A 12782-nucleotide genomic window follows, 5' to 3' on the forward strand; every position below is an offset into this window, starting at 1 on the left:
TACGTGCCCGCCGAGCTGGAGGCGGAAGACTTCGACCTGCGCCATCACCTCGAACAACTGCTGACCCGGCTCAGCGTGCAGAGCGGGCAGGGACGGCAGATCGAGGCGGGCGACGAAGACGTGATCAACCTGATCGCCATGCTCTTCGACTTCATCCTCACCGACCGCAACCTGCCGCGCTCGCTGCGGGTGCTGATCGCTCGCCTGCAGATCCCCCTGCTCAAGGTGGCGCTGCTGGACAAGCGCTTCTTCAGCCGCGCCACGCACCCGGCGCGGCGGCTGCTCAATGAAGTGGCCGACGCCGCGATGGGCTGGGACAAACGCGACGACTACCAGCGCGACAGCCTCTATCAGCGCGTGGAAATGCTGGTGCAGCGGCTGCTGGACGACTTCAACGATGACCCGGCGATCTTCACTGAGTTGCTCAACGACTTCCTCGCGTTCAACACCGACGAGCGCCGCCGCAGCGAGTTGCTGGAGCAGCGCACCCGCGACGCTGAGGAAGGCCGGACTCGCACCGAGCAGGCCCGGCGTCGGGTGCAGCAGGAACTGAACACGCGCCTGCAGGGCCAGTACCTGCCGCGGATTGTGGTGCAGGTGCTGGAAGATGCCTGGAGCCAGGTGCTGTTGCTGGCCTGGCTCAAGCACGGCGAGGACTCGATGCCGTGGCGCGAGGCCCTGATGACCATGGATGAACTGCTGTGGAGCGTTGGCCCGCTGGCGCACGCCGACGACCGCGCGCGCTTGCTGGAGCGGGTGCCCGGCTTGCTCAAGGCGCTGCGTGAGGGGCTGGGTGGAGCGGCGTTCGATCCGTTCGCCACCAGCGAATTCTTCGCCTGCCTGGAGGTTCTCCACCTCAGCGCCTTCGACCCGTCGGGCGGGCAGGGCGATGCAACAGAGGCCACCGCGCGGGTGCTGGTGCGCGATGAACTCAATCTGCGCGGGCCTGAAGACTGGTCGTCGGGCGACAGCGACGCGCACCTCGCCGAGGACGACCCGGCGCTGCTGCGGGTCGGCCAACTGCAAGCGGGCACCTGGATCGAACTCGACGACGAAGGCGAGCCGCTGCGCTGCAAGCTGATTGCCCTGTTCGACGACAGCGACCGCTATGTGTTCGTCAACCGTACCGGCCTGAAAGTCCGCGAGTGGACCGCCATGGGCCTGGCCGTGGCCCTGCAGCGCGGCGAAGTGACGCTGCTGGACGACAGCCTGCTGTTCGACCGTGCGCTGGACTCGGTGGTCAGCCAGTTACAGGGCCGTCGGCACTGAGCCATCACCCACTTTTTAGCGATACAGACGCTGCCGCTAGGGGCATACTTGCGCGGTGCCCTCGTGTTTCAGGACTTTTTATGCAGTTGGATCGCACTACAGGCTGGTTTGCTGGTGTCACCCATTGCCCTTCCCCCAATTTCAATGCGCGCCCCGACGGCGAGGCGATCGCCCTGCTGGTGATCCACAACATCAGCCTGCCGCCCGCGCAGTTCGCCACCGGCAAGGTCCAGGCGTTCTTCCAGAATTGCCTCGACCCTTGCGAGCATCCGTTTTTCGAAACCATCAAGGACCTGCGCGTGTCGGCGCATTTCCTGATCGAGCGCGATGGCCATGTCACCCAGTTCGTGTCGTGTCTCGACCGTGCCTGGCATGCCGGCGTCTCGCGTTTCGGCGAGCGTGAAGGCTGCAACGACTTTTCCATCGGCATCGAACTGGAGGGCACCGACGAGCTGCCGTTCACCGATGCCCAATACCGCGCGCTGGAGCAGGTGACCCGGCAATTGCGCGCGGCCTGGCCGGCCCTCGATGGCGAGGGCATCCAGGGCCACAGCGATATCGCCCCCGGCCGCAAGACCGATCCCGGCCCGGCGTTCGACTGGGCGCGCTACCGCGCCGCCCTGCGTGACAAGGAGGACTGACGATGAATTTCCTGGTGCTGTTGCTGGTGTTGTGGGTGGAGAAATTCTCCGCCCTGCGCGCACGCCTGCAACGTGACGGCTTTTTCCTGACTGAACTGGCGCGCCTGGAGCGCACCGGCAAGACCCACCCCTGGTGGATCCTGGCGATTCTCGTGCTGTTGCCGGTGGCGCTGCTGGCGCTGCTGCTGCATGTGCTGGAACCGGTGGCTTACGGACTGCTGGCCTTGCCGGTGCACGTCCTGGTGCTGATCTACAGCCTGGGCCGGGGTGATGTGAAAGCGTCGCTCGGCCCGTTCCGCGATGCCTGGCGCCGTGGTGACGAACAGGCCGCGGTGCATGTGGCCGAGCGCGACCTGAAGGTGATCGCCGACGACGAAAACAGCTTGCTGCACAAGGTTCAGGGCCACCTGCTCTGGGACGCCTGCCAGAGCTTTTTCGCGGTGATCTTCTGGTATGTGCTGCTGGGGCCTGCCGCTGCGCTGGCTTATCGTTTGCTGGCGCTGACCGCCGACAACGCCAACAACCCGGCCTTGCAGGAGCGCGCCCGGCAACTGCGCCACGCCTTCGACTGGGCGCCGGTGCGGGTTCTGGCGGCGAGCTTTGCGCTGGTGGGCAATTTTGTCGCGGTAAGCCGGGTGATGTTGCCCGAACTGCTCAACTGGCATATCGCCGCGCCACGGCTGATCAACATGGCTGGCCATGCTGCCGCAGAACTGCCCGCCACTGCGCCGGTGGGCGCGGAAGGGTTGGCGGGGCTGGATCATCTGTGGGAGTTGCTGCTGCGTTCGGCGGTGCTGTGGTATGCGTTTTTTGCCTTGTGGACAGTGTTGGGGTGAGGTTTTTCGGGGGGCGATTTTCGGCCAATCGCGAGCAAGCTCGCTCCTACAGAGATTACGAACACGCTGTAGGAGCGAGCTTGCTCGCGATGGCCTCTAATGCGGCTCCTGGTCCCAATAATGACTCGCTAGTCGCTTTACCTTAAGTTACAAACCTCTTCTTCGATATGCGCTATACAGTTGCATAAGCGCGGTAAATGGCTATCTGCCATAGCGCCAGACAACAATAAGAAATCGAAGGAGACGCCCAGTGAAGAGCCTGCTCCGTCCGGCCGTTGCGTTGATGAATCGCCTGAGCTTCGGGATGAAGTTCAGTCTGATAAGCGTCATGTTCTTCCTGCCCATGCTAGTGACCAACTTCTATCTGGTCAGCGATTCCTACGCCAAATTCCATGCGACCCGCGTTGAACTGCAGAGCCTTGATCTGCTGCGCGGCAGCCTCGCCCTGCGCGCCGATCTGGAAACCCTCGGCAACCTCGTGCAGATCAACGCCGTGCTTGGTCAGGCGGGCAAGGCCGAGGACATCGAGGCACGCATCGCCACGCTGGGCCAGCAAGCCCAGGCGCGGCTCGCCGCGCTGCAGCCGGTGAGCACCGACGAAGCGCTGGCCAAGGCATTCACCAGCAAACGCGACGAACTGGCCAGCGCCCTGGCGACCGCCCAGGCAGAAAGCTCGCTGCAGGCGCAGGTCGCCCTGTTCGACAAGCTGCAATCCCAGGCCCAGACCCTGCCACGCGTGGTCGCCAGCCAGTCGGGCCTGAGCCAGGACGACGACAGCGCCATGCGCCAACTCAGCGAACTGGTCACCACGGTGACCCCGCAAGTCACCCAGATGCTCGGTGAAGGCCGGGCCATGGGCTCTTATTCGCTGGGCCAGGGCTTTATCAACTCCACCGCCAGCACCCGCTTCGAAGACCTGCTGCAGCAACTCGACAAACTCGCCGCCGACTACGCCCTCAAGGTCCAGGATGCACTGGCCGGCGATGCGCAGGCCCAGGCTCGCCTCGGGTCCCAGGCCGCCAGCAGCCAGGCCTCGCTGAAACAGGCCAGCGAGCTGTTCGAAAGCCAGGTGGTGGTGGCCGAAACCCTCGATGCGCCGTGGACGAGCTTTTATCAGCAGACCAGCGACCTGATGGCCCGCACCTACGAACTGAACGACGCCACCGTGGCCTTTCTCGACCAGCAATTGCAGCAGCGCCTGGGCGAATACCGCAGCCACATGATCCTGCTGGTGGCGGCGTTGGCCACGGTGTTCCTGCTGATTGTCTACCTCTACAGCGGTTTCTATGCCTCGACCCGCAACACCCTGAGCAGCCTCGGCGCGGTGATGGACAAAGTCGCGGCCGGCGACATGACGGTCAGCTTCCAGGCTCAGAGCCGTGACGAACTGGGGGAACTGGGCCAGGTGTTCAACGGCACGGTGCGGCGCATCCATGACCTGATCGAGCGCGTCGGCCAGACCGTCAGCGAAGTCGAGCGTCAGGCCGAGCAGGTGCATGTGGTATCGTCCCGCAGCAACCAGGCGGTGAGTGGCCAGCGCGGGCAGATCGAGCAGGTCGCCACGGCGATGAACCAGATGTCCGCCACTGCCCAGGAAGTCGCGCGCAGCGCGGCGGCGGCGGTGAGCAGCGCCCACAGCGTCAACCAGGAGACGGTCACCGGCCGTGGCCTGGTCGAGTCGCAGCAGGGCAGCATTGCCGGGCTCGCGGCGGAGATCGATCAGTCGGTGGCGGTGATCAACCAGTTGGTCAGCGACAGCCAGGCCATCAGCCGGGTGCTGGAAGTGATCAAGAGCATCGCCGAGCAAACCAACCTGCTGGCGCTCAACGCGGCTATCGAAGCGGCGCGGGCGGGCGAGCAGGGCAGGGGCTTCGCGGTGGTGGCGGACGAAGTGCGCACGCTGGCCAAGCGCACCCAACAGTCCACCGGTGAAATCGACGAAATGATCTCGCGCCTGCAAAACGGCGTTGGTGCGGCGGTGCGGGCGATGGACAGCAGCCACCAGATGGCGGCGGGGACGGTGAGTCAGTCGCAGCAGGTGCAACAGGCGCTGGAAAATATTCTCGGCGCGATCGGCATGATCGTCGACCAGAACCAGCAGATCGCTGCGGCGGTGGAACAACAGACCGCGGTGGCCCACGACATCGACCAGAACATCGTGCAGATCAACCGCGCGGCGGAGCACACGACCCAGGGCGCGCACCAGACCGAGGATGCAAGCCGGCAGTTGAGTGCGCAGGTGATGGAGTTGAAGCAGTTGATCGGGGCGTTCAGGGTTTAGTTCGAAGGGCTCATCGCTGGCTTGTCGGGGCGCCGAACCGCAGCGATAGGGCCCTTAATCCCAGCCAAACACCTCACAGGCATTGCGGCTACTAGCCTCCGCCAGTACCTCCACCCCAATCCCCATGATCCCCGCCAGCGCCGCAGCAATCTCCGGCAAATGCACCGGACTGTTCCTGATCCCCGGAAACATCGCTGGCGCCATGTCCGGCGCATCGGTTTCCAGCACCACACTGTCCAGCGGCAAACGCGGCAGCACCTTGTGCAGGCGCAGCGCTTGCGGCCAGGTGGCGGCGCCGCCAAGGCCGAGCTTGAAGCCGAGGCGGACATATTCCCGCGCCTCTTCATAGCTGGCGGCAAACGCATGAATGATCCCGCCCCGAGGCAGTTTGAACCGCTTGAGCGTGGCGATCACCGCCGCATGGCTGCGGCGCACATGCAGCAACGCCGGCAGATCGAAATCCACCGCCAATTGCAGTTGCGCCTCGAACAGCGCCTGCTGGCGCTCGCGGTCCAGCTCCGGCAGGTAGTAATCCAGGCCGAATTCGCCCACGGCGCAGAGTTGCGGATCGCCGCGCAGGCGGCTCAGCCAGTCGCCCAGCGCGGTCAGGTGCTGCGGCGTGTGCGCGTCGAGGTACACCGGGTGCAGGCCGAACGCCGCGTACAGCGATGGCTCGGCCTTGACCAGATCCCACACCCGTTGCCAGTTGGCCTCGAAGACCCCCAGCACCACCATCCGCTCGACCCCGGCCGCTTCGGCCGCCGCCAGCAGCTCGCGGCGGTCAGCGTCGAAGTCGGGGAAGTCCAGGTGGGTGTGGGTGTCGATCAGGCGCATGCTCAGCCTTTGAAGATCCGCTGCTTGAAGGTCCGCGCTACCGCGTGAATGCCCGGCTGGTACTGCTTCTGTTCGATGGCGGCGAGGGCCAGTTCCAGCGCGGTTTCGGCGATCAGGCCATGTTGCTGGGCCATGGCGTTGACCGGCAGGGGCAGGAAGTCGAGCAACTGGGTGTCGCCGAAGGTGCCCAGGTGCAAAGTGCGGGAGTCGGCCGGGCGGGTCGACAGCACGTCGAACACCCCTTGCAGCAGCACGTAGGAGGTGGTCACCAGTGCATCCGGCAGGCCGCCCAGGTCGGCCAGCAACTGGCTCATCAATTCGCGGCCGCATTCGCGGCTGAATGCCTCGCCCTGGTACTGGCTGACCTTGCCGGTGAACGCGTGCAGCGCTTGGTCAAAACCGCTGGCGCGGGCCTGGCTGACGCTGAGTTCCGGGCGTGCGCCGATCAGGGCGATGTTCGACGGCGCCAGTTCCAGCAGGCTGCCGGTGAGTTGCAGGCTGGCCGGTTGGTCGTCGCTGACCACCGAGCAGAACGCCTTCGGGTCCATGCTGCGGTCGATCGCGATGATCGGCATGCCTTTGTCCTGCAGCTCGCGGTAGCTGTCGTCGCTGGGCGGCAGGCAACTGGCGACGAACAGCGCGTCGCAGCGGCGGGCGCGGAACAGTTGCTGCAATTGCCGCTCGCTGTCGGGCTGGTCGTCGCTGCTGGCGATCAGCAACTGGTAGCCGCGAGCCCGCGCACCTTGCTCAAGCTGCTTGGCGATGCGGGCGTAGCTGGGGTTTTCCAGGTCGGGGAGGATGAAGCCGAGTGTCCGCGTATGCCGGCTGCGCAGACCCGCTGCTTGCGGGTTGGGGGTGAAGCCATGGGCTTCGACCACCGCGCGGACACGTTCCACGGTCGCATTGCTGATGCGTTGCTGTTCGGCCTTGCCATTGATCACGTAGCTGGCGGTGGTCACGGAGACACCGGCCAGACGGGCTATATCGCTGAGTTTCACCGAATTTTCCTTGTTATATACCGGGACTGGCTGCGAAGCCTGACCGCGCATTGTCGCCGATCCTGAGCCTTTGGCGCAGACGACCATTGTCGCAATTGTCCGGCACGAAGGGACTTCATTGTTCGCAGGTTATCGAGTAACGTGCACTCCATTTATGGATTAAACGTTTCAGCAAGCGATTTTACTGCCGCACCAAGCGCTTGCCATAGGATCAGATGATTGCTGGCCCTATGCTTTTACCTCAACAACAATAACCTCGACGCCGTCCCGGCGTTGCAAAGGAGACGGTCATGCTCGAGTTCACCACGGCGCAGATATCCATGGGCCAGACGGCTGTGGACAAGTCCGCGGCCTTGCAGCTTCTGGCCGGACACCTGGTGCGCGACGGGCTGGTTGCCGACGGTTACCTGGCCGGTCTGCAGGCCCGCGAAGCGCAGGGCTCGACCTTTCTCGGCCAGGGCATCGCCATTCCCCACGGCACGCCGCAGACCCGCGACCTGGTGCACGTCACCGGCGTGCGCCTGATGCAATTCCCCGAGGGCGTGGACTGGGGCGACGGCCAGCGCGTCTACCTGGCCATCGCCATTGCCGCGCGCTCCGACGAGCACCTGCGCCTCTTGCAACAACTCACCCGCGCCCTTGGCGACGCGGACATGGCCGACGCCCTGAGCCGCGCCGACAGCGCCGAAGCGGTGCTGCACCTGTTGCAGGGCGCGCCGCGCGAGCTGCTGCTGGATGAGCGCACCCTTGGCCTCGGCGTGCCCGCCGACGATTTCGACGACCTGCTCTGGCAAGGCGCCCGGCTGTTGCGCCGTGTGGAGTGCGTCGACGGTGATTTTGCCGGCCGCTTGCAGCAGGTCGATCCGCTGCCGCTGGGTGACGGCCTGTGGTGGCTGCACAGCGCGCAGGCGGTGCGCCAGCCGGGACTGGCCTTCGTCACGCCGCAACAACCGCTGCGCCATCAGGGTCAGCCGATCAATGGCCTGTTCTGTCTCGCCAGCCAGGGCGAGGCGCATCAAACCGTGCTTGAGCGCCTGTGCGGTCTGTTGGTCGAGGGCCGGGGGCAGGAATTGTTGCGCGCCGGCAACGTCCGCACCGTGCTGGGCATGTTGGGCGGCGCTGTACCGACCGATTGGCCCAGCGCCCGCATCGCCCTCGCGAACCCCCACGGCCTGCATGCGCGTCCGGCGAAGATCCTCGCGCAACTGGCCAAGGAATTCGACGGCGAGGTGCGGGTGCTGGTGGTCGACGGCAACGCCCCCGCCGTTTCGGTGAAGAGCCTGAGCAAGTTGCTGAGCCTCGGTGCGCGCCGTGGTCAGGTGCTGGAATTCAGTGTCGAGCCGAGCATCGCCGCCGCCCTGCCGGCCTTGCTGGCGGCGGTCGAAAGTGGCCTCGGCGAAGAGGTCGAAGCGCTGCCCGCCGTCACCCAGGTGGCGATCGACGCGCCCACGCCGCTGGCCGCACAGGTGAAGCCGGCGGACGGCTCGACGCTCCAGGGCATCGCCGCCGCGCCTGGCATCGCCAGCGGTCCGGCGCATGTTCACCTGTTGCAGACATTCGATTACCCGCTGCGTGGCGAATCCCCGGCACTGGAGCGCCAGCGTCTGCAAGACGCACTGGCCCGGGTGCGCGCCGAGATCGACGGGCTGGTCCAGCGCAGCCAGGCCACGGCGATCCGCGAGATTTTCATCACCCACCTGGAAATGCTCGCCGACCCCGGCCTCGGCGACGAAGTGGAATTGCGCCTGCGCCAGGGCGAAAGCGCTCCGGCCGCCTGGCTGGCGGTGATCGACGCGGCGGCGCGGCAGCAGGAAGCGTTGCAGGACGCCTTGCTCGCCGAGCGTGCGGCGGACCTGCGTGATGTTGGCCGCCGCGTGCTGGCGCAACTCTGTGGCATCAGCGAAACGCCCGAGCCCGAGCAGCCTTACGTGCTGGTGATGGCCGAGGTCGGCCCGTCCGATGTGGCGCGCCTGGACCCGGCGCGGGTCGCCGGTATTCTCACTGCCCGCGGCGGCGCCACCGCGCACAGCGCCATTGTGGCGCGGGCGCTGGGCATTCCCGCCGTGGTCGGCGCTGGCGATGCGGTGTTGTTGATCGCCCCCGGCACGGCGTTGCTGCTGGACGGTCAGCGCGGGCGTGTCACCGTGGCGCCGGCCGCGGATCAACTGCAAAAGGCCCTGGCCGAGCGCGAGCAACGCGAAGAGCGCCTGCGCGCGGCCCACGCCCGGCGCCATGAGCCGGCGGTCACCCGCGACGGCCATGCGGTGGAAGTCTTCGCCAACATCGGTGAAAGCAGCGGCATCGACAAAGTAGTCGAGCAGGGCGCCGAAGGCGTTGGGCTGCTGCGTACCGAACTGATTTTCATGGCCCATCCGCAATTGCCGGACGAGGCCACCCAGGAAGCCGAGTACCGCCGCGTGCTCGACGGCCTCGTCGGGCGTCCGCTGGTGGTGCGCACCCTCGACGTCGGTGGCGACAAGCCGCTGCCGTACTGGCCGATCGACAAGGAAGAAAACCCGTTCCTCGGCGTGCGCGGCATCCGCCTGACCCTGCAACGTCCGCAGGTAATGGAAAGCCAGCTTCGCGCCCTGCTGCGGGCGGCGGGCGAGCGGCCGTTGCGGATCATGTTCCCTATGGTCGGGCAGGTGGAGGAATGGCGTCAGGCGCGGCAGATGGTCGAGCGCTTGCGCGGCGAGATCCCGGTCGCCGACCTGCAGGTCGGGATCATGATCGAAGTGCCGTCGGCGGCGCTGTTGGCGCCGGTCCTCGCGGCGGAAGTGGATTTCTTCAGTGTCGGCACCAACGACCTGACCCAGTACACCCTGGCCATCGACCGGGGGCACCCGAGCCTTTCGGCCCAGGCCGACGGCCTGCACCCGGCGGTGCTCAACCTGATCGACATGACCGTGCGCGCGGCCCACGCCCATGGCAAATGGGTAGGCGTGTGCGGCGAACTGGCGGGCGATCCGCAGGCGGTGCCGCTGTTGGTCGGGCTGGATGTGGATGAATTGAGCGTGGCGCCGCGTGGCATTGCCGAAGTGAAGGCCCAGGTGCGCGCCCTGAGTATTGAACACGCCCGGATGCTCGCGCGAAAAGCGCTGAGCCTGGGCAGTGCCGGCGATGTGCGGGCACTGGTGGAGACGCAGTGATGGCCAAGATTCTGACCCTGACCCTGAACCCGGCGCTGGACGTGACCGTGAGCCTGGAGGCGTTGCGCGCCGGCGCGGTCAACCGCGCCTCGGCCCAGCACAGCCATGCCGCCGGCAAGGGCCTGAACGTGGCCCAGGTGCTCGCCGATCTCGGCCACGGGCTGAGTGTCAGCGGCTTTCTCGGCCTGGACAACCTGGCGCCGTTCGAGGCGCTGATGCAGCGTCGCGGCTTCGTCGACGGCTTTATCCGCGTGCCGGGCGAGACCCGCAGCAATATCAAGCTGGTGGAACACGGCGGAGAAGTCACCGACATCAACGGCCCGGGCCCGGAGGTGGACGAAGCGGCGCGCCAGGCGCTGCTCGACCGGCTCGACCAACTCGCCCCCGGACACGACGCCGTGGTGGTCGCCGGCAGCCTGCCACGCGGCATCAGCCCGCAGTGGCTCGAAGCGCTGCTGACCCGGCTCAAGGCCATGGGCCTGAAAGTCGCTTTCGACAGCAGCGGCGCCGCCCTTGAAGCCGGCCTGCGCGCCGTGCCGTGGCTGGTCAAACCGAACACCGAGGAGCTGGGCGAAGTGTTGGGCACGCCGGTGCACGGCTTTGCCGAGCAGCGGGCGGCGGCGCAACGGCTGATCGCACAGGGCATCGAGCATGTGGTGGTGTCCCAGGGCGAACAGGGCGTCAACTGGTTCAGCCGCGGCGCGGTGCTGCAAGGGCTGCCGCCACGGGTGACGGTCGCCAGCACCGTGGGCGCCGGTGATTCGTTGCTGGCCGGCATGGTCCACGGGCTGCTGGCGGGCGAAGCGCCGGAGCAGACCCTGCGCCGCGCCACCGCCATCGCCGCCCAGGCGGTGAGCCAGATCGGCTTCGGCATCAACGACCGCGCGCAACTGGCGCGCTTCGAAACAGAAGTCCGCATTCAGACCCCGAGCGCAGAACAAGAGGGTGAACAATGAAACTCGCGATCGTCACCGCCTGCCCCAACGGCCAGGTGTCCAGTGTATTGAGCGCCCGCCTGCTGGACGCCGCCGCCCAGCGCCTGGGCTGGAGCACCAGCGTCGAAGTGCATGACCCGGCCCACCCCGAGCGGCAGTTGTCGGCGGCGGTGATCGCCGATGCCGACTGGGTGCTGGTGGTCGCCACCGGGCCGCTGGCGTTGCCGCGCTTCGCCGGCAAGCGCCTGTTCCAGAGCACCCCGGCGCGGGCGCTGCGGGATGTGGATAACTTCTTGCGCGAGGCGGCCGACAACGCGGCGGTCTATCACCCGACCGATGACGTCGCCCCGCCAACCCAGGCCAAGACCGCCAAGGTGGTCGCCGTCACCGCCTGCCCGACGGGCGTGGCCCACACCTTCATGGCCGCCGAGGCGCTGCAACAGGCCGCGCAACAGATGGGCCTGCAGTTGAGCGTGGAAACCCAGGGCTCGGTCGGGGCGCGCAATCCGCTGAGCGCCGCGGCGATCGCCGAGGCTGATGTGGTCCTGCTGGCCGCCGACATTGACGTGCCCACCGGGCGCTTCGCCGGCAAGCGGATTTTCCGCTGCGGCACTGGCGTGGCGTTGAAACAGGCCAAGGCCACGCTGGAAAAAGCCCTCGCCGAGGCCCGCGAAGAAAACACCGCCACCGCCCAGGCGGCGCAGGCGAGCAACGAGAAGACCGGCGTCTACAAGCACCTGCTCACCGGCGTGTCATTCATGCTGCCGATGGTGGTGGCCGGTGGTCTGTTGATCGCCCTGTCGTTCGTCTTCGGTATCGAAGCCTTCAAGGAACCGGGCACCTTGCCGGCGGCGCTGATGCAGATCGGTGGCGAGGCGGCGTTCAAGCTGATGGTGCCGCTGCTCGCCGGCTACATCGCTTATTCCATCGCCGATCGGCCGGGCCTGGCGCCGGGGATGATCGGCGGCCTGCTGGCCAGCACGCTGGGCGCGGGCTTCATTGGCGGGATCATCGCCGGCTTTCTCGCCGGCTACAGCGCCAAGGCCATCAGCCGTTGGCTGAAGCTGCCGACCAGCCTTGAAGCGCTCAAGCCGATCCTGTTGATCCCGCTGTTCTCCAGCCTGTTCACCGGGCTGGTGATGATCTATGTGGTCGGCAAGCCGGTGGCCGGGTTGCTCGCCGGGCTGACTGAATTCCTCGACAGCATGGGCACCACCAACGCGATCCTGCTCGGCATCGTGCTCGGCGCGATGATGTGCGTTGACCTGGGCGGGCCGGTGAACAAGGCGGCCTACGCGTTCTCGGTCGGGCTGCTGGCGTCGCAGAGTTATGCACCGATGGCCGCGACCATGGCCGCCGGCATGGTGCCGCCGATCGGCCTGGGCATCGCCACCTTCCTCGCCCGCCGCAAGTTCGCCCAGAGCGAGCGCGAAGCGGGCAAGGCGGCGTTGGTGCTGGGCTTGTGCTTCATCTCCGAAGGCGCGATTCCGTTTGCCGCGAAAGACCCGCTGCGGGTGATCCCGGCGAGCATCGCCGGCGGCGCGCTGACCGGGGCGCTGTCGATGTACTTCGGCTGCAAGCTGATGGCGCCCCATGGTGGGCTGTTCGTGATGCTGATCCCGAACGCGATCAACCACGCGCTGTTGTACCTGCTGGCGATTGTCGCGGGGAGTGTGCTGACGGCGGTGGTGTACGCGGTGTTGAAGCGGGGCGAGGGGGTTGAGTTGGCGGTGGCGCCGGTGAAGGGCTGACGCCTTCCCCCGTATGTAGGAGCGGGGGTGGTGGGGGGGGGGGGGGGGGGGGGGGGGGGGCGGGCCGCACTTCCGGGGGAGGTTTTTT

The 12782-nt window shown here is 66.7% G+C and carries 9 protein-coding genes and 1 pseudogene; 8 read left to right on the forward strand and 2 right to left on the reverse strand.

What is annotated here, in order from left to right:
* The 5 genes and pseudogenes from NTD82_RS05595 to NTD82_RS29255 form a co-directional block, all read left to right on the forward strand.
* Positions 1-1269 (forward strand): DUF1631 domain-containing protein (locus NTD82_RS05595; protein WP_262128037.1); only part of this gene is annotated, 1269 nt, incomplete at its 5' end.
* Positions 1270-1349: 80 nt separating this feature from the next.
* Complete coding sequence (ampD, locus tag NTD82_RS05600; protein ID WP_262128038.1) at positions 1350-1910, forward strand: 1,6-anhydro-N-acetylmuramyl-L-alanine amidase AmpD; 561 nt, start codon at positions 1350-1352, stop codon at positions 1908-1910.
* A 2-nt stretch (positions 1911-1912) separates the two neighbouring features.
* Entirely contained in the window at positions 1913-2746 is an 834-nt protein-coding gene (gene ampE / locus NTD82_RS05605) for a regulatory signaling modulator protein AmpE (protein WP_262128039.1), read from the forward strand.
* A 1219-nt stretch (positions 2747-3965) separates the two neighbouring features.
* A pseudogene (locus tag NTD82_RS29250) lies at positions 3966-4172 on the forward strand (HAMP domain-containing protein); the annotation flags it as partial.
* A gap of 150 nt (positions 4173-4322) precedes the next feature.
* A complete protein-coding gene (locus NTD82_RS29255; protein ID WP_410017032.1) occupies positions 4323-5027 on the forward strand; it encodes a methyl-accepting chemotaxis protein in 705 nt (234 codons plus the stop codon).
* A gap of 54 nt (positions 5028-5081) precedes the next feature.
* On the opposite strand, the gene NTD82_RS05615 is transcribed toward NTD82_RS29255, so the two are convergent.
* Together NTD82_RS05615 and cra are read right to left on the reverse strand one after the other, a co-directional pair.
* Positions 5082-5861 carry a TatD family hydrolase gene (locus NTD82_RS05615; RefSeq protein WP_262128041.1) on the reverse strand — a complete coding sequence of 260 codons (780 nt, stop codon included), beginning with the start codon at positions 5859-5861 and terminating at the stop codon, positions 5082-5084.
* A gap of 2 nt (positions 5862-5863) precedes the next feature.
* Positions 5864-6859 carry a catabolite repressor/activator gene (gene cra, locus NTD82_RS05620; protein ID WP_262128042.1) on the reverse strand — a complete coding sequence of 332 codons (996 nt, stop codon included), beginning with the start codon at positions 6857-6859 and terminating at the stop codon, positions 5864-5866.
* 290 nt (positions 6860-7149) lie between these two features.
* Here cra and ptsP point away from each other — a divergent pair, with 290 nt between their 5' ends.
* From ptsP to NTD82_RS05635, 3 genes are read left to right on the forward strand one after another with little or no spacing between them, the layout of a single operon-like run.
* Positions 7150-10008: a phosphoenolpyruvate--protein phosphotransferase gene (gene ptsP, locus NTD82_RS05625; protein ID WP_262128043.1), complete on the forward strand. Its 2859-nt coding sequence runs from the start codon at positions 7150-7152 to the stop codon at positions 10006-10008.
* A complete protein-coding gene (gene pfkB, locus NTD82_RS05630; RefSeq protein ID WP_262128044.1) occupies positions 10008-10964 on the forward strand; it encodes a 1-phosphofructokinase in 957 nt (318 codons plus the stop codon). The genes ptsP and pfkB overlap by 1 nt, the downstream gene beginning before the upstream one ends.
* Positions 10961-12694 (forward strand): PTS fructose-like transporter subunit IIB, encoded by a 1734-nt coding sequence (locus tag NTD82_RS05635; RefSeq protein ID WP_262128045.1) that lies wholly within the window; start codon positions 10961-10963, stop codon positions 12692-12694. Before pfkB ends, NTD82_RS05635 begins: the two co-directional genes overlap by 4 nt.
* The last annotated feature ends 88 nt before the right edge of the window (positions 12695-12782 follow it).

The organism is Pseudomonas sp. 5P_5.1_Bac1 (assembly GCF_025466015.1).
Classification (GTDB): domain Bacteria; phylum Pseudomonadota; class Gammaproteobacteria; order Pseudomonadales; family Pseudomonadaceae; genus Aquipseudomonas.

Excerpts from the sequence above, each read along its gene's own strand:
- NTD82_RS29255 (WP_410017032.1), top strand. The coding sequence starts at position 4,323 with ATGTCCGCCACTGCCCAGGAAGTCGCGCGCAGCGCGGCGGCGGCGGTG.
- ptsP (WP_262128043.1), top strand. The coding sequence starts at position 7,150 with ATGCTCGAGTTCACCACGGCGCAGATATCCATGGGCCAGACGGCTGTG.
- ampE (WP_262128039.1), top strand. The coding sequence starts at position 1,913 with ATGAATTTCCTGGTGCTGTTGCTGGTGTTGTGGGTGGAGAAATTCTCC.
- NTD82_RS05635 (WP_262128045.1), top strand. The coding sequence starts at position 10,961 with ATGAAACTCGCGATCGTCACCGCCTGCCCCAACGGCCAGGTGTCCAGT.
- NTD82_RS05615 (WP_262128041.1), bottom strand. The coding sequence starts at position 5,861 with ATGCGCCTGATCGACACCCACACCCACCTGGACTTCCCCGACTTCGAC.
- ampD (WP_262128038.1), top strand. The coding sequence starts at position 1,350 with ATGCAGTTGGATCGCACTACAGGCTGGTTTGCTGGTGTCACCCATTGC.
- pfkB (WP_262128044.1), top strand. The coding sequence starts at position 10,008 with ATGGCCAAGATTCTGACCCTGACCCTGAACCCGGCGCTGGACGTGACC.